This is a genomic window from Acinetobacter rongchengensis (genome assembly GCF_003611475.1).
Taxonomy (GTDB): domain Bacteria; phylum Pseudomonadota; class Gammaproteobacteria; order Pseudomonadales; family Moraxellaceae; genus Acinetobacter; species Acinetobacter rongchengensis.
In genome coordinates, this window is sequence record NZ_RAXT01000007.1 from 19,892 (window position 1) to 40,191 (window position 20,300).

Consider the following 20,300-nt stretch of genomic DNA (forward strand, 5'->3'; position numbering starts at 1 on the left):
TGAGTTATTAGTAATTGAAAATAAATAATTATTTTAAAATGAGATAATACTTTATCATTTCTGGTTTTATGTCTATTTCAGCATTCAATGTATTTTATTTAATGAGAAAATAAAGAGAATAATAAAATAAAAATAATGCTTTAAGCTTGAGAGTTATATTTTAAGTTGGATTTAAGTTTCATTTTTTAAATTAAGCCCATCTTAGAGAACTTCTGTCAAAGTGATGTCTAATTTAATACAACGAATAAAACAACGTGAAATTTCGATTTCTCTAACTACATTTAATTTAATTTTGGCCGTTTGGTTAGGTGTTTGTCTGAATTTAGGATTTTTAACCAAAGTTCAGTCATTTACACCTTATCAAGGGATCAAGGCACAGCTGTTTATTGTAGCGACAGGTATTGTTTTAATCGCTTTATATAACTTATTGCTGAACATCTTAGACTGGAAATGGACAGCAAAATTTTTTGCAGTTATTTTGGTTTTTATCGGCGGTTTTAGTTCATATTTTGTGAACTCTTTGGGTGCAGTGATTTCGCCTGACCAAATTCAAAATATTGCCCAAACAGATCCTGCTGAAGCCTTTGATTTACTGTCTATTCAATATTTTGTATGGGCATTTTTCTTTGTTATCCTTCCGATCTTTTTGGTGCTTTGGATCAAAATAAAACCTGAAAAGATCGGCAAAATGTTGATGTTTAAAGGGTTGAATATCGTCGGCTCTTTTGCTGTTATTGCAAGTTTATTATTTGTATTTTATGTTGATTATGCTGCAATTTTCCGCGAACACCGTGATTTGAAAGGGATGATATCACCGCAAAATACGATTGCTTCAACGATTTCCTATTTTCGAAAAAAAGCACCTAAACAAAATCTACCTTTAATTCGTTATGGTGAAGATGCACATTTGGTTGAAGAGGTTGCTCTCAAACATTTACCTAAATTGATGGTTTTGGTTGTAGGTGAAACCGCACGTGCTGAGAGTTTTTCTCTGAATGGCTATACAAAAAATACCAATCCAGAATTGTCAAAACAAACCAACCTGATTAATTTCGCTCAAGTGAGTTCGTGTGGTACAGCAACAGCAGTATCTGTTCCATGTATGTTTTCAGGCATGCCACGTATAAATTATGATGAACAGTTGGCTAGCCATCGTGAAGGTTTACTCGATATTGCACAACGTGCAGGTTATAACGTGACTTGGATTGATAATAATTCAGGCTGTAAAGGCGCATGTGATCGTGTTGAAAAATTTGTTATTTCAGACGAGTTAAAGCAAAAATGGTGTAAAGAGGGTGAGTGTGAGGATGGAATTCTAGTTGATAGCTTGCAACAGTATCTTCGTCAAATTCCAAAAGGTGATCAACAACCTCGTTTAGTTGTTTTGCATCAAATGGGAAGCCATGGTCCTGCATACTATAAGCGTGCGCCTGCTGAGTTCCAAAAATTCCAGCCAGTTTGTGCAACCAATGCGATTCAGGGCTGTTCACAAACTGAATTGATCAATAGTTATGACAATACGATTTTGTATACAGATCATATTTTGAATCAAGTGATTGAAACTTTAAAACAGCAACAAAATTACCGTACTGCGTTTTGGTATTTATCAGATCATGGTGAGTCTACAGGAGAACATGGTATGTATTTACATGGTGCTCCTTATGCAATTGCACCAAGTCAGCAAACGCATGTTCCAATGGTCATGTGGTTTTCAGATGCATGGAAATCGATTGCAGCGAAACAAGTGAATTGTTTAACTCAGCAAAAAGGTGCAACATTAAGCCAAGATAATTTATTTCCAAGTTTATTAAGTTTATTAAATGTAAAAACCCAAGTGATTGATCCAAAAAATGATATGTTGCAACAATGTGCTGCTCGTAGTTGATTGAAAGGATATTGCCCGTGATTAAAATCTTGATGATTGAAGATGATTTTATGATTGCCGAATCATCGCAAACGCTGTTGAAGTTTCATGGTTATGATGTTGAATGGGTAAACAATGGTTTAGATGGGTTAAAACTACTCAGCCAACAATCCTTTGATTTGGTTTTATTGGATCTCGGTTTGCCGATGATGGATGGTATGCAAGTTTTAAAGCAAATTCGACAGCGTTCAGGTTTGCCTGTTTTAATCATTTCAGCACGAGACCAGTTGCAAAACCGTGTGGATGGTTTAAACCAAGGTGCAGATGATTACCTCATTAAACCTTATGAGTTCGATGAGTTAGTCGCACGTATTCAGGCCTTGTTAAGACGTAGTGGTAGTTTAAATTCACAAATCACCTCTCAAGAATCTGCAATTCTAAAAAATGGTGAGGTGACTTTAGATGTAGAACAGCATATTGCGACTTTAAAAGGCAATACCGTTGAGTTGTCTAATCGTGAATGGGCAATATTGATTCCTTTAATGACACATCCGAATAAGATATTTTCTAAATCAAATTTAGAAGATAAATTGTATGCATTTGATAGTGAAATCAACAGTAATACCATTGAAGTCTATGTGCATCATATTCGTTCAAAACTGGGTAAAGATATTATCCGTACAATACGTGGTTTAGGTTATCGCTTAGGGCAAGCACAGAAAGCAGAATAATATGGCAACGCAATATTCATTAAAAAAGCGTTTAATTCGTTACACCTCCATTTTCAGTGTTCTACTGGGCTGTGTATTGGTATTTTCTGCATATAAAATTTCACTGGAAGAAATTGATGAAATTCTCGATGCGCAAATGGTGTATTTGGCTGAGCGTGTTGCCCTAAATCCGCAGCCGATACAAAGTGAATTTGATATACATAAGCGTTACCACGAAGAAGATTTGTTTATTGATATTTGGTCGTATTCAGATGCAAATCGTATTCAAGAATTACATCCACATCATTTATTGGTTGGTCCCAAAAAGAAAGCTGGTTTCTACCAACAAGAATCGCCAAGTGGAACATGGATTACTTATGTTGTTCCAACACAAGATTACCAAATTCAAATTAGCCAACAAGAAAAGGTTAGACAACACTTAGCACTTGAACTTGCTGGGAGCATGTTTATCCCGTATTTGTTGATTATTCCTTTTGCTTTATTAGGACTGATTTATATTATTGGAAGGAGTTTGAAGCCACTGGATGATTTTAAATGTGAATTGGCAAAACGTGATCCAAACTCACTAAAAGCCATTCAAAATGGAAATTATCCTGAAGAGCTTATTCCAACCATTGATGAAATGAATCATTTATTTGAACGTATTTCACTCGCACAGCAAGAACAGCGGCAATTTGTGGCTGATGCTGCACATGAGTTACGAACACCGATTACTGCATTGAATTTACAAACTAAAATTTTGATGAGTCAGTTCCCTGAAGAAGAAAATTTACAGAACCTGAGTAAAGGTTTGGCTCGAATGCAGCATTTGGTCACGCAACTTTTAGCTTTGGCGAAACAAGATTCAACACTAAAACATGAAGTACAAGTGACACAATTTAAACTGAATGATGTTGCACTGAATTGTGTTGAGCAACTTGTGAATTTGGCCATGGAAAAAGAGATTGATCTCGGCTTTATTCGTAATGATGACGTTATTTTAAAAAGTGTAGAGCATAGTCTTCATTCTATTATTTTTAATTTAATTGATAATGCGATTAAATACACGCCTGTTTCAGGCATGATCAATATTTCAGTTTTCTCAGATATCCATGATTTTGCATATATTTTAATTGAAGATAGTGGATTGGGGATTGACCCTGAAATGTACGATAAGGTATTAAAACGCTTTTATCGTGTGCATCACCATTTAGAAGTAGGCAGTGGTTTAGGTCTATCTATTGTGGATAAAGCGATTCAACATTTAGGTGGTACACTAACGTTGTCACGGAGTGAGGAATTGGGTGGCTTGAGCGTATTGGTGAAAATCCCGATGCAATTAACGATGAAATCTGAATAATACTCAGATTTCATTCACCGTCTTAAACTTGAGAATATTGCAAAAGTTATGTTGTCAGTTTCTTATAGAAGATACGATACAAGATCAAATTAAATGCAAAAATGACCCAACCTGTCCATAAGTTATGGCTGAGGAAATGTGCACCACGCATCATTTGTCCCCAACCCATTGTAAAGCCAAGAACGAGACCGATAAATAAGAAAAAATAGGCAATTTTAATGTTTGATTTTCTAAACACAAAAAAGCCTGAGAGTAGTGAGAAACCCGTGCTGGCATGACCACCAGGAAAACAATGTCCATTGCGTGCAGAAAAATTCCAAATATAGCCTGCAACTGTTTGTTCGGTCATCGACCAAGGGCAGGCATGTGCTGAATGTGCTTTGAGTAAACCCACCACGGCTGTAGATAATATACTGACCCAAAACAGATAGCCCAATTGCCAACGATAAGCCTTTAATTTCTCAGATTTAAATGAAGTAATCCAAGTGATGAGTACACAAACATAAAAAGCAATCACAATGTGTTTTAATATTTTGTGATTAATTTCAACTAGATACCAGTTGTTTTTGAGTGGGAAATGCCCAGTTGAATCTATCCAAGGTTGGATAAAATACATATCGATGGCACCACCAACGGGGAAAACCCACCATAAGATTAAGAATAAAACCCCTAACAATAAACTGTTTTTTATAAAGAATTTATTTGATTCGGAATTTTGCATAAATCTGCCACAGAATTGATTGTTTTGAATGCTCTGTATTAAAAATAATTAAACTTAAAACGCACTTAATTTAATCATATAGAAATCAATTAAGTGTGAATCATTAATCGCTTAGATTGTTTTTGAAAAAAAGCGGTTCTTTCAAACCGCTATACAATTGTCAAAATTTCGGACTTTTAAAATCAAAACATAGCATCTTCTGAGTTGGCAGAGATTTTATGAATCGATAAGTCAGCACCACGAAACTCATCTTCTTGAGATAAGCGAATCCCCATTGTCATTTTAAGTACACCATAAACAACAGCGCCACCTACTAGAGCAATAACAATAGCCAGTAATGTACCAATGATTTGCGACATCAGTGAGACGCCACCTAAACCACCTAACCATTGTTGACCAAAAACACCAACTGCAATTCCACCAAATGCACCACAAACACCGTGTAGTGGCCAAACACCTAATACATCATCTATTTTCAATTTATTCTGGGTATACGTAAACAATTTCACAAAGAAGAAACCTGCACAGATCCCAATAAATAATGCACCAATTGGATGAACAATGTCTGAGCCAGCACAGATTGCAACCAAACCTGCTAGTGGACCATTGTGTAAGAATCCTGGATCTTCTTTACCAAAAAAGTTTGCAGAAAGTGTACCACCAACCATTGCCATAAGTGAGTTTATGGCCACTAGACCTGAAATAGCATCTAAGCGTTGCGCACTCATCACGTTAAAGCCAAACCAACCTACAATTAAGATCCATGAGCCAAGTGCTAAAAATGGAATGGAAGAAGGAGGGTGGGCACTGACACGCCCATCTTTTTTATAACGACCATGTCGTGCACCCAGTAATAGCACGGCAACTAAAGCGATCCAGCCCCCCATTGCATGTACCACAACTGAGCCTGCAAAGTCATGAAAACTTGCACCAAAAGTCATTTCTAGCCATTTTTGTAAGCCAAAATTCCCATTCCATACCATCCCTTCAAAGAAAGGATAAACCAAAGCAACGAGAAATAATGTTGCAAGCGCTTGGGAACGCATTTTGGCTCTTTCAGCAATACCACCTGAAATGATGGCCGGTATTGCAGCAGCAAAAGTCAGCAAGAAGAAACAGCGCATCAGGTTATAACCATGTTCTGCGGACAAGGTTGTTGCTGTATGGAAAAAATGCTGTCCATAAGCGATGTAGTAACCTACAAAAAAATAAGCAATTGCAGAAATAGAAAAATCGGTGATGATTTTACTCAATGCATTGACTTGGTTTTTATGACGAACTGTGCCTAATTCTAAAAAGGCAAAACCTGCATGCATTGCTAATACAAGTACTGCGCCCAGTAGTAGAAAGAGAAGATCTGTATTTTGCATAATCTGGTTCTATTTTGGTGCTATTAATCACAATTAAGCCAGTATAGCGATACAATTGCGCAGTAAAAGAGGTGAAGCGTTTGGAAAAATTGATTAAACAATTCAAAATATTATCAAGACTCGATATAAGGCAAAATAGTGCACTAATATGGATTTTTTGCACCTTGTTGATGCACTTTAAATTAACTGGTCTTTTATAACTAATTGATATTTAATATTAAAATAATTTTTAATAATTGTACATTTGGCTGATTCATATATTTATTGAATATCTACTACAGAATAAGCTTGAAAATATTTTTGTAATTTTTTCAATTTGCGGAAAAATTTTTTAGATAAACTACCAATTAAAAGGCATTTTTAATTATAAATGATCAATAAAGTAGCATTTTGGATCCTTTTTAATATGTATTACTTCAAAATAATGCAGGATGAACTTACTTTTGATAAAAAATATAATGTAGAAAAAATAATGCACTCAAATTTATCTTTTCCTTTTAATATCGCTACGACTTAAACAGTTGCTTATTTGCACATGGTTTCACCATATCAGTCATAGTAGTATGGCGATGGTATTTCTTTATATTTTTGATTGATTATGTCTTTTGATTTAAAAATCAGTGTTCAGCAAACAAGATTGCTCACGCCACAGCAGAAAAAGTTAAAGCGTCTGATCGATAAAATTGAACAGCAAAAGCGAGATCTTGCCAGTTGGGAAAATGCACGAATAGGCATCCAAAATTATACTCGAAGTAAACTTTTACCGATTTATGACGAATTGCATGCAGTTTTATTTGAGCAGTTGAATACATTGTGGAACCATTTAGCCAGTGATGCATTTTCTAAAGCAGATTTAGTACAAATCGACAGTAAAATCGCGGCTTTGGCCGTAATGCTGAAAAAATCACAAATGCTCAATACACAACAAAAAGAGCAAGTTGAGAAAATTAATACTTTTTATTTGCAACATGCAGCACATTTAAAAGCTAAAAAAACCAAAACAACGTTAAGACAACAAAATGATTTGTCCGAAACCATAGAACAAGACATAGAGCAGGAAATTGAGATAGATTGGGAAAATTATGAATATGATTCAGTCCAATATGAAGCGGAACGAGAACGTGCCAAGCACTTGAAACAACAAGAAAAGCGTGAGCAAGCAGCTAAAATGGCAGAGCAGTCGCTTAAAACGGTGTATTTAAAAATCACGGCAATGATTCACCCAGACCGTGAACCTGATGAAGTGAAAAAGTTAGAAAAAACTGAGTTATTGCAAACCGTGAATACGGCTTATACAGCGCAGGATTTGTTTTATTTGCTGAAATTACAATTAGATTTAGAACAGGGCAATGGACAGACCACTAAAGACTTAACTGCGGAGCAAGTGAAGTTTTATAAAATTGCTTTGGAAGCGCAAAGTCAGAAGCTTGAAAGTCAAATGATTGAAATTTTTGATTCTTTTCGTTTAGACAATAAAGTGAAATTGGAAAATGTGCATCTTGGTGATGTTTATAAAGCAATTGATGCAGATTGTGTTGCGTTAAAACAGCAGTTAAAAGCTGAGAAAGAACGTTTGAAGTATATGGAGAGAGTGAAAGGGGTAGAGATGTTGTTGGGGAGTGGAGTACTTTGATTTTCCCTCACCTCAATCCTCACTTGCGCTTCGCTTTAAAGCAGTGCTTTAAAACTTGCTCAGGAGAGGGAACATCATTGCGTATCGAACAGCAAGTTAATTCACTACTCGCTCTTCCTTTGGGAGAAGGGGGATGGGGAATTTATGATGAGAATTTTTGAAGCACCTCTCCCTAGCCCTCTCCTCGAAGGAGAGGGAACTTAATTACGTATCGAACAGCAAGTTAATTCACTACTCCCTCTCCCTTTGGGAGAGGGTTGGGGTGAGGGTGATTGAAATGGAAAACAAGAAATGAAACTAGACCCACAATTATTAATATTCGCCAAAACTATGCGAAGTAATGCTACAGATGCTGAAAGTTTGATGTGGCATTTACTGCGTGCAAAGCGTTTTATGAATCTAAAATTTCGGCGTCAGCATATTATTGAACCGTATATTGTGGATTTTTATTGCCATGAACTTGGTTTGGTGATTGAGTTAGATGGTGGTCAGCATGGCACTGATGATGCGATTGAATATGATGCTGAACGAACCAAGTTTTTAGAGGCTTTGGGTTTAAAAGTAGTGAGGTATTGGAATCATGATGTGTTGAGAAATATGGATGTGGTTTTGGAGGATTTGCTGTGTATCTGCTTAAAACTGAAAGATGATTAGTCATGGAAGCTCCTTCTCTTACGCCATATATGGCTTAGGGAGAGGGGGATTTATAATGCAAATCTTTAAAAACACCTCTCCCTAACCCTCTCCTTGTAGGAGAGGGAATTTCATTACGAATTGATTATTTATTAGAGTTTATAGTAGAAATTCGTGAATTTTTGAAATCATTTTATTAATACTATATTTTCCTTAATTGTTTGAATTATAAATAAGAATCCCCTCATTCGAGGGGATTCTTAAATCAAACTACAGCCTTAAAGCGCCGCAATCTGATCCATATTCGCTTTAATCTTCTCTAACTGAGCAGCAAATTCAGCAAGCTTCACTTTCTCACCTTCAACCACAGCAGCAGGTGCTTTCGCTACAAAACCTTCATTACCAAGCTTGGTTGCAATTTGGTCATGTTGCTTTTGAACTTTATCAAAGTCTTTTTGCAAACGACCTAATTCCGCTTTCGGGTCAATCAAACCTTTCATTGGAACAAATACAGACGCATGACCGACAACAGATGAAGAAGACAGTGGTGGTTGTTCACCATTCGCTAAGAACGTAATACTTTCAACTTTAGCCAAAGCTTTAAACAATGGTTCAATCCGTGCAATCTGCGCTTTTTCCGCATCTGTCGTATTTTGAAGCAATACAGGCAATAGACGTGCATTACCTAAGCCCATTTCACCACGGATGTTACGTACAGCACCAATCAAACCTTGTAGCCATTGCATATCAGCTTCAGCTTGTTCATTCACACGCTCAGGGTTTGAAATAGGATATTGCGCAAGCATGATACTTTCACCAGAGATACCCACCATTGGTGCAAGTTTTTGCCAAATTTCTTCAGTCAAATACGGCATAAGCGGATGTGCAAGGCGTAATGACGCTTCCATCACAGAAAGCAGAACACGACGCACTTCTGCTTTACGCTCAGTCGATACATTTTCATCATTGAGAACAGGCTTGGTTAATTCTACATACCAGTCACAGTATTCATTCCAAATGAACTCGTAAATGGCTTGCGCAGCTAAGTCTAAGCGGTAAGTTGCAAACGCTTGTTGAACAGCAGCTTCAGCTTTTTGTAAACGGCTTACGATCCATTGTTCAGGAAGTTCCCACAGATCTTGGCGAACTTCAGTACCAATCGGCTGTTCTTCGCAGTTCATCATGACAAAACGCGTTGCATTCCAAATCTTATTGGCAAAGTTACGATAACCTTCAACACGCTTCATATCGAACTTAATGTCACGACCTGTATTGGCAAGTGCGCAGAAGGTAAAACGAACAGCGTCAGTACCATACGCTTGAATGCCTTCTGGGAATTCTTTGCGTGTTGATTTTTCAATCTTCGCCGCTTGTTTCGGGTTCATTAAACCTGTCGTACGTTTTTGAACTAAGGTTTCAATATCTACACCATCAATCAAGTCTAATGGGTCAAGTACATTACCCTTCGACTTAGACATTTTCTGACCTTCACCATCACGGACCAAACCATGCACATATACGGTTTTAAATGGAACTTGCGGTGTACCATCTTCATTTTTCATAAAGTGCATCGTAAGCATAATCATACGTGCAACCCAGAAGAAGATGATGTCAAAACCTGTTACCAGTACATCAGTCGGGTGGAAAGTATTTAAGAAATAGTTTTCTTTATCTTTCGCTTCATCACCTGTCCAACCCAATGTAGAGAATGTCCAAAGACCTGAAGAGAACCATGTATCGAGTACATCTTCATCTTGATCTAGTTGAACATCAGCAGGGATGCCATTCTTTTCACGTACTTCTTGCTCAGAACGACCCACATAGATGTTGCCTTCAGCATCATACCAAGCAGGGATACGATGACCCCACCACAATTGACGCGAAATACACCAGTCTTGAATGTTATTCATCCAAGCCATGTACATATTGCTGTATTGTTCAGGAACGAATTTAATTTCACCATCTTGAACCGCTTTGATCGCTGGTTTAGCAAGTGGTGCAATTTTTACATACCATTGATCTGTTAATAATGGTTCAACAATCACGCCTGAACGGTCACCACGTGGTGCTTTTAGGTCATAAGGTTGGATTTGATCGAGCCAGCCTTCAGCTTCAGCTTGCTCAACTAATTTTTTACGTGCAGCAAAACGCTCTAAACCAACATAGTCTGCTGGTGCAGGAATAGTTTTAGAAATCTGTTCGCCTGCTTTCGCAATAAATTCAAACTCCGCTAAAACTTCAGCATTTTTGTTGAAAATATTGATAATCGGTAAATCATGGCGTTTACCAACATCGTAGTCATTGAAGTCATGCGCAGGAGTAATTTTTACACAGCCTGTACCGAACTCTTTTTCTACATATTCATCGGCAACAACTGGAACAAGACGACCCGTAATCGGAAGGATAATGTTTTTACCAATCAGATGTGCATAACGTTCATCTTCAGGATGCACAGCAACAGCAGAGTCACCCAATAAAGTTTCAGGACGAGTCGTCGCAACAACTAAATAGTCGTGACCATCTTGTGTACGAAGTGCTTTATCTTCAAAGAAATATTTGAAATGCCACAATGAACCTTTTTCTTCAACAGATTCAACTTCTAAGTCAGAAAGAGCAGTTTGTAGTTTAGGATCCCAGTTGACCAAGCGTTTACCACGGTAAATCAAGCCTTGCTCATGTAGTTTTACAAAGACTTCTTTCACTGCATTGGATAAACCATCATCCATGGTAAAGCGTTCACGTGACCAATCTACAGACGAACCTAAACGACGGATTTGACGTGTAATGGTTCCGCCAGATTGCTCTTTCCATTCCCAAATTTTTTCAATAAATTTTTCACGACCTAAGTCATGACGGCTAATGTCTTGAGCTGCCAATTGACGTTCAACCACCATTTGCGTCGCAATACCCGCATGGTCAGTTCCAGGTTGCCACAACGTATTTTTACCTGACATACGGTTATAACGTGTTAAAGCATCCATAATGGTATTGTTAAAACCATGACCCATGTGCAAGCTACCAGTGACATTTGGTGGCGGAATCATGATACAGAATGAGTCACCTTTACCAGAAGGTTTGAAGTAACCATTCTCTTCCCAAGTCTTGTACCATTTTTTTTCGATCTCAGTTGGATCGTAGGTCGTAGCAATATTTTGCGCTGAATCAGTCATAGTAAAAACAGATCAAAAGTAAGTAAAAAATTGCATCCATTGTAGCAAAGATTTTAATGCTATGGTTGATTCCGTTTCAGTGTTCACCTAAGCAAATTTTGTACATTTAAATGTGTCATTCGGAAGTTTGAGTCAAAGGCTAAAAGTTGCTGTATGTCATTGTTTAAAAAGTAATCAAATGAGGGCGTGTTGTTGATTCGCATCAAGTCAAAATTACAATGAAGAAGAATATATGACTGATTTATAATTGGTTTAATTAGAGTAAATATTCTATAGCGCGGTAAGAAAAGACAATGTGACTGTCATATCGCTTTGATAAGATAGCGTTCCGTAAATTTGTACAAAACAAAAACAGGACAAATACTAATGCCGTATCAAATTGATTTATTGATTCAACAAAAAACGTATCAAGAATTAAAACAAATCACGAAAAGTTTAAACAATGGGGAGAAACAAGACCTTGCTAAACAGTTAGGAACAATATTTACAGAAATATCGTGTCAGGTTTTAGATCAAGTCTTTGGTGAGTTACTTGAAGAACAACGTTCGAATAATCATTTAGATGCAAATGGTCAGAAAAAGTTAAAAGAGGCAGAGCAAGTTTTTGATCAGATTGAAAGTGCTTTAAAAAAATATATGCCATGGTCGATATCATTTTTTAGTAATGATCGTTTAAAGCCAGTTGCAAATTATATGCTTGAAAAATTTGAAGATTCAGATGCAAGTCAAGTCATCATGTATTATAAGTTGGAGCGCAGTTTGGGTGAAGAATCTGCTAAAAACCTACAAAAACTGCTTGATGGTGATACCAGTATTTTAGCGATTACCATTAAAAATTTAATCACCATTATCGACTTAGGGGTTTCAGAATTTATCCGTGATCCAAAAAATTTATTAAAATTCAACTTTGTTGTGAACAAAACTTTGGATGGTGTCATCAATATGGTGACCAGTTCAGGCTATAAACGCTTAGACAAAGCGGCTGAAGAATATAATCCAAATCATGTTGAAAAAGCACAATACTACGCACAACATTTTAAAAAGTTTTTAGTTGAAGCTTAAGAGTGTAATCATAATTTATTTGACTTATCACATCGTGTAATCTTGAGGCATCTTATTCAAGAGCATGAATGGCATGGAGCATTTAGACAATAAAGTGGTTTGGATTACTGGAGCATCTTCAGGTATTGGTAAAGCCTTAGCGGCTGAATGTGCTTTGAAAGGTGCTCAAGTGGTTTTGAGTGCTAGACGCTTAGATGAGTTGGAAAAGGTACGCAACAGTTTGCAAAATTCAGAGCGACATATTTCAGTTGCGATGGACATTACAGATGAAAGCCAAGTTCGTCATGCTTACGAACAAGTTTTAAAAGAAAAAGGTCGAATCGATTGGTTAATTAATAATGCAGGTTTAAGCCAACGTGCTTTGATTGCAGACACAACTATGCAAACCGAGCGTGCAATTATGGAAATTGATTATTTCTCGCAGGTTTTTTTAACTAAATTGGTTTTACCAACATTCTTAGCACAAAAATCAGGACGTATTGCATTTGTTTCTAGTGTTGCGGGGTTATTGGGGACTCAGTATCGTGCGACCTATTCCGCTGCTAAAGCTGCAATTCACATGTGGGCGAATAGCTTACGTGCAGAAGTTGCGCAAGAGGGTGTCAAAGTTTCGGTCATTTTCCCTGGTTTTGTAAAAACCAACGTATCGTTTAATGCTTTGAATGGCGCAGGTAAACCACAAGCTCATCAAGATGATGCGATTGAAACTGGTTTGGATGCAGATGCATTTGCACAACAGACAGTTTCAGCCTTAATCAAAGGTGATGAGTATATTGTTATTGGTGGTCGAAAAGAAAAATTGGGTGTATTGGTATCACGGCTTTCGCCTACAACACTTTATAAAATGATTCGTAAGATGAAAGTGAAATAATTGAAAAGTTTATAAATCTTAAGATCATGATGAAGTACTTATCATTGATAAAATGATAAGTACTTTTCATATTATTCAGCACATATAAATACAAAAAATCAAACTGGAATAATAAAAATTGTTTTAAAAATTATTCACTTATTTTATCGAGATAATCTAAAAATAATTCAGCATTTTTCCCACGTATTTGCCATGACATGCACCGAACACCACCCCCCATATGGCAAACACTTGCAGACTGCACAGGAACTACAGTGCGTTTTGTTGCGCTACGAATTTGTTGTAATGCAACTGCATCTTCTTTTATGCCAAATTGTGGGAAATAAATGCGTTCAGGGGTTACCAGCATATTGGTATATAAGCCACATGCAGAGCCAAATTTTGCGTCATAAATTTGACTGCCATCATAAGGTGTTATGATTTCACGAATTTTGACATTGGGAAGTCCACGTTTCAAATCGGCTTTTAATTGCTTGGCATAATCAGGATCTTCAGGATATGAGTTAATCACTAAGGTATTCTGATCGACAAAACTTACAACACCATCGGCATGTTCCAAGCCGCCTTGCTCATCAGCTTCGATAAAGGCAATATTTTTGGCGCCAGTTAAAGTCTTTAACTTTTGTCGAGCTTCACTTTCTGTTAGGCGGTTGTCCGCTAAAAATTTAGTACTTACCACCACATTGCCATAGCCATCCTCAACCCAGTTACCACCATCATTTAATAACGGAGTAGTTCTGTATTGTAAACCTGCTTTTTTGCCGTAGTATTTAAACTCTGCTTGTACTTCATCTGAAATTGACTGGCCCTTTTTAGACCCTCCTTGTCCAGCAGCGGTATAACGGAATAGAACAGGTTGAGCAGGGTTGGCACTGGTAAAATCACGCATCCAAATATCTTGCATAGGTGCAATTGCCACATGATCTTCGCCTAATTCTTTAACATAATCAGGGTAAAGTTCTTTATCGGTTAAAATAACGACCTTATCGCCATTTTTAATAATTTTCTTTGCATAATCGACATGAAATTCAAAAATGTCATCAATCATTTCTGCATAGTAAGCATCATCACTTTGAGGGGATGCCAATACAATCAGTTCTGCTTTTGCTGTAAATGGAAGTATTGAGATTAAAGCCATACTTGTTTTTAGTGCTAAGGATTTCATCATATATATAACCTATTTATGAATATACGATATTACCTTTTCTACTAAAAACCGTTTAGTGAACTATTGTTAATACGCTATGCATCGTCATGTCAAATGATATAAACAAAGATGCCGTTATAAGGAAGCAGTAGAAATAGCTGTACCATAAGCAAAGACTTCGACCATGCCACCTTGCATGCCTAGTTCTGTCGTGCTTAAACGTAATCCCATGATCTGTTTTGCACCTACTTTCTCAGCCTCCTGTTTTAGCCTGACAATGGCTTCACGACGTGCACGCTCAACGACACTTTCATAGGTGGTTAAGCGACCACCAAAGAAATTCTGGATTTGTGCAATGATGTATTTAAAATAATCATGTGAAATCACCACATTGCTGCTAATCAATTGTCCTTGATGGTCAGAAGTTTGAAATTTATTGGTATCGATAGAGATATGCGATAAAAGTTGTTCCTTTTCATCTAATTCTCTTAAATGTTTTTGTTCGATAAAACGTCCGAAGCCCCAGCCGATACAGAACAGAACCAGTGTAATGCTAATTTTTAAAATGAAGCCATCCATTTTGTTCGCCTAGTTTGAAAAAGGGTCGGGTAGTTTCACTGGGTTTGTTACAATTGAGTTTGGCTCAATGATCACCGCCGTCCCATAAACAAAAATTTCAGAAGCACCTTGCGCAATATTAGATGTCGAAAAACGAATTCCCACTATCGCATTAGCCCCTAAGCCTCGCGCTTTTTCAATCATTCGATTCATGGCTTCTTGGCGAGATTCTTCTAAGAGTTCTGTATAGGCGGTAAGTTCACCACCAACAATATTTTTTAATCCTGCCAAAAGGTCACGTCCTGCATGTTTACTGCGTACAGTACTGCCATAAACCACATCCAATTGTTGAATAATCTGATGTGCAGGTACGCTTTCTAAATTACTTAATTTCATTGTATTTGTTTCAGTTAGGTTGAGGGTTGATCATATTTCATAAATGCTTTGTGTTGTAGTTTAAAACCAAGCAAATTTTAAAGAAACAGTAGAAATTATGCCTTAAATGACAATAAAAAAGCTCACCGAAGTGAGCTTTTCATGATTTGCCATCAATCGATCTTATTTTTGATCATTTGCATGATATTTCAATTCAGATGATGATGGTGGTTGTACAATTTGATCTGATGAGTTGGCTTTAATACCACCACCCAGTGTTTTATATACTTCTACTTGGTTGTTCAAGTTCGCTTGCTCTAAAAGCAATAAACCTTGTTCAGCCGCATAAGAAGAACGTTGTGCATCTAATACTGATAAGAAGCTATCAATACCTGCGCGGAAGCGGGCATTTGAAAGTTTATACGTTGTATTGGTTGCATCAACTAAACGTTTTTGAGCAGCAAGGCGGTCGCCAATATTCTGACGAGTAGCCAATGCATCGTTCACTTCACGGAAAGCAGATTGAATTGATTTTTCATAATCAGACAACGCAATTTGTTGATCTGTTTCTGAAATCTTAACATTTGCTTTACGTGTTCCCCAATCCCATAACGGAATATCGAGACTTGGGCCAAGAGACCAAACAAAAGCACCTGATTTAAATAGGTCACTTAGATCAGTCGATGCATAACCCGCAGAACCAGTCAAACTGATCGTTGGGAATAAACGAGCTTTCGCTGCACCAATATTTGCGCCAGCAGCTGAAAGTTTATATTCAGCAGCTTTTACATCTGGACGGTTATTCAACAAGTCACTTGGTAAGCCTGATGCAAATGCAGAACTATTGCTAATACGTGTAACACGTTGTTTAGGCAATAGGTTATCTGGCACTTGTTGACCAACAAGTAGGTTGAGTAAGTTTTGAGCTTGAGCAATTTGGGTCTTATAATTTGCAACATCGTTTCGTGCAGTTTCTACAGAGACTTGCGCCTGACGAACAGGAACTTCACTGTCGATACCGACATCAAAACGTTTTTTGTTGAGATTATAAGAATCAAGTTGTGCTTTCAGTGTTTGATCGGCAAGTTTCAATTGCGCAGTGGCAAATGAATAATTTAACCATGCCTGAGCCACTTGCCCAATCAAACTAATTTGTGTTGCATCACGAGCACTCGCAGTTGCTAAATAGCTATCAAGCGCATTGTCTTTCAAACTTTTTACACGACCCCAAAAATCGAGCTCATAAGCCGTAACACCTAAGCCAACATTGTATGAAGTGATTGGTTTATTCGTACTTAATGTATCTTGACGAAGAATACCACCACTCGCACCAATGGTTGGAAGTTGGTTGTTTTCTGCAATTTGGTACTGCTGTTGAGCACGTTGAATGTTCAAAGTAGCAGTACGTAAGTCACGATTATTGGTTAATGCAAGATCAATAACTTGAAGTAAGCGTTGATCAGCAAAAAAGTCTTTATAGCCTTGTTCAGCAATAGAAGTACCAGACGCATTTGAAAGATAACTTGTTGGTAAATTTGCCTGTGCTACCGGTTCTGGGCCACGCATGCTTTGACAAGCTGTCAAAGCAAGCGCAAGTGCAGATACCGCAATGCTACGACCTGAAATAGACCATACTTTTTGCATCACGATTTATGCTCCTGAATATTTTGATTTTTAGGTTTGTACTTAAAGATACTACGAATCCATACAAAAAATACAGGAATGAAGAAAATACCTAAAAGTGTTGAGCTGAGTACACCACCAAGTACACCATAACCAACCGAGTGTTGGCTACCTGCACCCGCACCAGTTGACAATGCAAGCGGAAGTACACCGAAACCAAATGCAAGTGTCGTCATGATAATTGGACGTAAACGCATTCTTGCTGCGTGTAGTGTAGCTTCAAACAGTTCTTGACCTTGCTCCTGTAGCTCTTTAGCAAATTCTACAATTAGAATTGCATTCTTCGCAGAAAGACCAATTACAGCAACAATTGCCACTTGGAAATAGATGTTAAAGGATAGGTTTGGATCACCTTTAATTGTCATTCCAAGCCATGTTAACGCAAATGCACCTACAATACCTAATGGTACTACAAGCAATACTGAAACAGGGATTGACCAGCTTTCATATAGTGCTGAAAGGCAAAGGAATACGATTAACAACGACAGAATCAATAATGGACCTGTTTGGCTACCTGACTCACGCTCTTCTAAAGATAAACCTGTCCATTCATAGTCGAAACCTGTTAAGCCCATCGATGGTAACTTACCAATAATTTCTTCCATGGCGAGCATTGCATCACCTGAACTCACGCCCGGCGCAGGAGTACCTTGAATGTTAGCCGAAGCAACACCGTTATAACGCTCTAGACGAGGTGAACCATATTTCCATTCACCTGTTGCAAATGCAGAGAAAGGAACCATCGTGCCACTACTATTACGTACGTACCATTTGTTTAAGTCTTCAGGCATCATACGACTACTCGAGTCACCTTGAACATAAACTTTTTTCACACGACCACGGTCAACGAAGTCATTGATATAAGAACCACCCCAAGCCATGCTCATAGTCGAGTTAATATCAGCAATACTTACTCCCATTGCACCCGCTTGCGCTTGATCAATGTTGATTTGGTACTGCGGCGTATCTTCCTGACCATTTGGACGCACGCCTGCAAGACGTTTATCTTGAGCAGCCATTCCTAAAATCGCATTACGTGCTGCAATCAACTTTTCATGCCCTTGACCGCTGGCATCTTTGAGCTGAATATCAAAACCTGATGAAACACCTAATTCTGGCATTGCAGGTAATTGCAATGGCATGATGTAAGATGCATCTTTAATCATGTTTAATGACATACCACGTTGAATGATGGCACCAATTTGTGACTCAGGTGTAGTACGCTCGCTCCAATCTTTCAGTTTAATAAAGGCAAGACCCGCATTTTGACCAACTCCTGTAAATGAGAAACCAGAAACAGTAAAGATAGACTCTACATTGGCTTTCTCTTTATTCAGGAAGTAATCCGTCATGGTTGTGATGACTTTATCTGTTCGCTCAAGAGAAGCACTTGGTGGTAATTGAACGAGTGTCATGACCACGCCTTGGTCTTCTTCTGGCAAGAATGAAGAGGGGAGCATTTTGTACAGCCCGACTAGGACAGCAATCACAGCAATATAAACTACGCCAGAGAATAGTTTATGGTGAGTCATACGATTGACACCACCTTGGTATTTCTCTGCTAACTGATCAAAACTACGGTTAAACCAACGGAAGAAGCGCGCAAAAATATTATTACTTTCAGGCTTATTCGCATCGTGTTGTTTTAACAATGTTGCGCAGAGTGCAGGGGTGAAAGTTAAAGCAATAATGAGTGATAAAATCATTGCTGTAACCAGCGTGATAGAGAATTGGCGGTAAATCACACCTGTTGTACCACCAAAGAAAGCCATTGGTACAAATACCGCTGTTAATACACTGGTAATACCCACCAACGCACCAGAGATCTGTTGCATTGACTTTTCTGTGGCTTCTACAGGACCAGCATGTTCTTCTTGCATCACCCGTTCGACATTTTCTACAACAACAATGGCATCATCGACTAACAAACCAATCGCCAAGACCATGGCGAACATGGTTAATGTGTTGATTGAAAAGCCAAAAATATTAATAACAGTGAATGTTCCAAGCACAACAACAGGAACTGCGAGTGTTGGAATAATCGTTGCACGCCAGTTTTGTAAGAACAAGAACATGACGATAAATACTAAAATTACAGCTTCAACGAGCGTATGTACTACACTTTCAATCGAAAGGCGAATAAATGGTGTTGTGTCATAAGCAAGTTGGTCTTTTAAGCCTTCTGGGTAGTTCTTACGAAGTTCGCTAAGACGCTTTTCTACAGCAGCTGCGGTATCTAGTGCATTTGCACCCGTTGCTAGTTTAATTGCAACACCACCTGCTGGTTTACCCATAAACTTAGAATCAAACTGATAAGAGTCTGAACCTAGTTCTACACGAGCGACGTCACTCAAACGAACTTGAGCACCAGAAGCTGTATTTTTTAGGAAGATATTCTTAAATTGTTCAGGTGTTTGCAACATGCTTTGCGCATTGACAGTCGCATTTAGAACCTGACCCTGTACAGCAGGTGCACCACCCAGTTGACCTACAGCCACTTGTGAGTTTTGTGCACGAATTGCTGCGGCAACATCACTTGGAGTGACTTGTAAACTGGTCATTTTTGCAGGATCAAGCCAAATACGCATTGCATATTGACCACCAAAAACTTGAAGCTCACCTACACCTGCAACACGACTAAGCGGTTCAGAAATATTTGAGTTTACATAGTCTTTAATGTCTGCCCCTGAAAGACTTTCATCTGGAGAGTAGAATGCAAGGACTTGCATAAAGCTCGCGCCAGACTTGGTGACTTTCACCCCTTGACGTTGAACATCTTCAGGTAAAAGCGCTGTTGCAGATTGCAATTTGTTTTGTACTTGTACTTGAGCAATATCAGGATCAACCCCTTGTTCAAAGTTCAAGTTGATTGACGCCTGACCGTTCCCCGCACTGTTAGATGAAATATAACGTAAACCATCGAGACCATTCATTTGTTGTTCAATGATCTGGGTTACCGTATTTTCAACAGTTTGTGCAGAAGCACCAGGATAAGTTGCAGAAATTGTCACCACAGGTGGAGCAATTGTCGGATATTGAGCAACTGGCATTTGTGTGAGCGTAAGAATACCCGCCAACATAATGACCAGCGCAATCACCCAGGCAAAAATAGGGCGATGAATAAAAAATTGAGCCATATTCGT

The 20,300-nt window shown here is 38.1% G+C and carries 15 protein-coding genes; 7 read left to right on the plus strand and 8 right to left on the minus strand.

Annotated elements, in window-relative coordinates:
• Positions 1–223 precede the first annotated feature (223 nt).
• Genes D7V20_RS05675 through D7V20_RS05685 form a run of 3 tightly spaced genes read left to right on the plus strand, consistent with a single transcriptional unit; the run spans position 224 to position 3,934 of the window.
• On the plus strand, positions 224–1,885 hold the full coding sequence (locus tag D7V20_RS05675) for a phosphoethanolamine transferase (protein WP_120383355.1): 1,662 nt from the start codon (positions 224–226) through the stop codon (positions 1,883–1,885).
• Between the two features lie 17 nt (positions 1,886–1,902).
• Entirely contained in the window at positions 1,903–2,595 is a 693-nt protein-coding gene (locus D7V20_RS05680) for a response regulator transcription factor (protein WP_120383356.1), read from the plus strand.
• 1 nt (position 2,596) lies between these two features.
• Positions 2,597–3,934 carry an ATP-binding protein gene (locus D7V20_RS05685; protein WP_120383357.1) on the plus strand — a complete coding sequence of 446 codons (1,338 nt, stop codon included), beginning with the start codon at positions 2,597–2,599 and terminating at the stop codon, positions 3,932–3,934.
• A 46-nt stretch (positions 3,935–3,980) separates the two neighbouring features.
• On the opposite strand, the gene D7V20_RS05690 is transcribed toward D7V20_RS05685, so the two are convergent.
• Entirely contained in the window at positions 3,981–4,655 is a 675-nt protein-coding gene (locus D7V20_RS05690) for a phosphatase PAP2 family protein (protein ID WP_120383358.1), read from the minus strand.
• 182 nt (positions 4,656–4,837) lie between these two features.
• Entirely contained in the window at positions 4,838–6,025 is a 1,188-nt protein-coding gene (locus D7V20_RS05695; protein ID WP_120383359.1) for an ammonium transporter, read from the minus strand.
• Positions 6,026–6,623: 598 nt separating this feature from the next.
• On the opposite strand from D7V20_RS05695, the gene D7V20_RS05700 reads away from it, so the two are divergent.
• Both D7V20_RS05700 and D7V20_RS05705 read left to right on the plus strand, forming a co-directional pair.
• Positions 6,624–7,658 (plus strand): molecular chaperone DnaJ, encoded by a 1,035-nt coding sequence (locus D7V20_RS05700; protein ID WP_120383360.1) that lies wholly within the window; start codon positions 6,624–6,626, stop codon positions 7,656–7,658.
• Between the two features lie 291 nt (positions 7,659–7,949).
• Entirely contained in the window at positions 7,950–8,312 is a 363-nt protein-coding gene (locus D7V20_RS05705; RefSeq protein ID WP_120383361.1) for an endonuclease domain-containing protein, read from the plus strand.
• A gap of 257 nt (positions 8,313–8,569) precedes the next feature.
• Here the strand turns inward: D7V20_RS05705 and D7V20_RS05710 are convergent, their stop codons facing one another.
• A complete protein-coding gene (locus tag D7V20_RS05710) occupies positions 8,570–11,461 on the minus strand; it encodes a valine--tRNA ligase (protein WP_120383362.1) in 2,892 nt (963 codons plus the stop codon).
• Positions 11,462–11,827: 366 nt separating this feature from the next.
• Between D7V20_RS05710 and D7V20_RS05715 the strand changes: the two genes are divergently transcribed.
• Positions 11,828–12,523, plus strand: coding sequence for a hypothetical protein (locus tag D7V20_RS05715; RefSeq protein ID WP_120383363.1), 696 nt, complete (start codon positions 11,828–11,830; stop codon positions 12,521–12,523).
• A gap of 73 nt (positions 12,524–12,596) precedes the next feature.
• Positions 12,597–13,394 carry an SDR family NAD(P)-dependent oxidoreductase gene (locus D7V20_RS05720; RefSeq protein ID WP_407923927.1) on the plus strand — a complete coding sequence of 266 codons (798 nt, stop codon included), beginning with the start codon at positions 12,597–12,599 and terminating at the stop codon, positions 13,392–13,394.
• Between the two features lie 130 nt (positions 13,395–13,524).
• On the opposite strand, the gene D7V20_RS05725 is transcribed toward D7V20_RS05720, so the two are convergent.
• From D7V20_RS05725 to D7V20_RS05745, 5 genes are all read right to left on the minus strand, one after another.
• On the minus strand, positions 13,525–14,559 hold the full coding sequence (locus D7V20_RS05725) for an agmatine deiminase family protein (protein ID WP_120383429.1): 1,035 nt from the start codon (positions 14,557–14,559) through the stop codon (positions 13,525–13,527).
• Between the two features lie 117 nt (positions 14,560–14,676).
• Positions 14,677–15,120, minus strand: coding sequence for a YbjQ family protein (locus tag D7V20_RS05730; protein ID WP_120383365.1), 444 nt, complete (start codon positions 15,118–15,120; stop codon positions 14,677–14,679).
• 9 nt (positions 15,121–15,129) lie between these two features.
• Positions 15,130–15,495 carry a YbjQ family protein gene (locus D7V20_RS05735; RefSeq protein ID WP_120383366.1) on the minus strand — a complete coding sequence of 122 codons (366 nt, stop codon included), beginning with the start codon at positions 15,493–15,495 and terminating at the stop codon, positions 15,130–15,132.
• A gap of 162 nt (positions 15,496–15,657) precedes the next feature.
• Positions 15,658–17,118, minus strand: coding sequence for a multidrug efflux RND transporter AdeIJK outer membrane channel subunit AdeK (gene adeK / locus D7V20_RS05740; RefSeq protein WP_120383367.1), 1,461 nt, complete (start codon positions 17,116–17,118; stop codon positions 15,658–15,660).
• Complete coding sequence (locus D7V20_RS05745) at positions 17,118–20,294, minus strand: efflux RND transporter permease subunit (RefSeq protein ID WP_120383368.1); 3,177 nt, start codon at positions 20,292–20,294, stop codon at positions 17,118–17,120. Before D7V20_RS05745 ends, adeK begins: the two co-directional genes overlap by 1 nt.
• Positions 20,295–20,300: the final 6 nt, after the last annotated feature.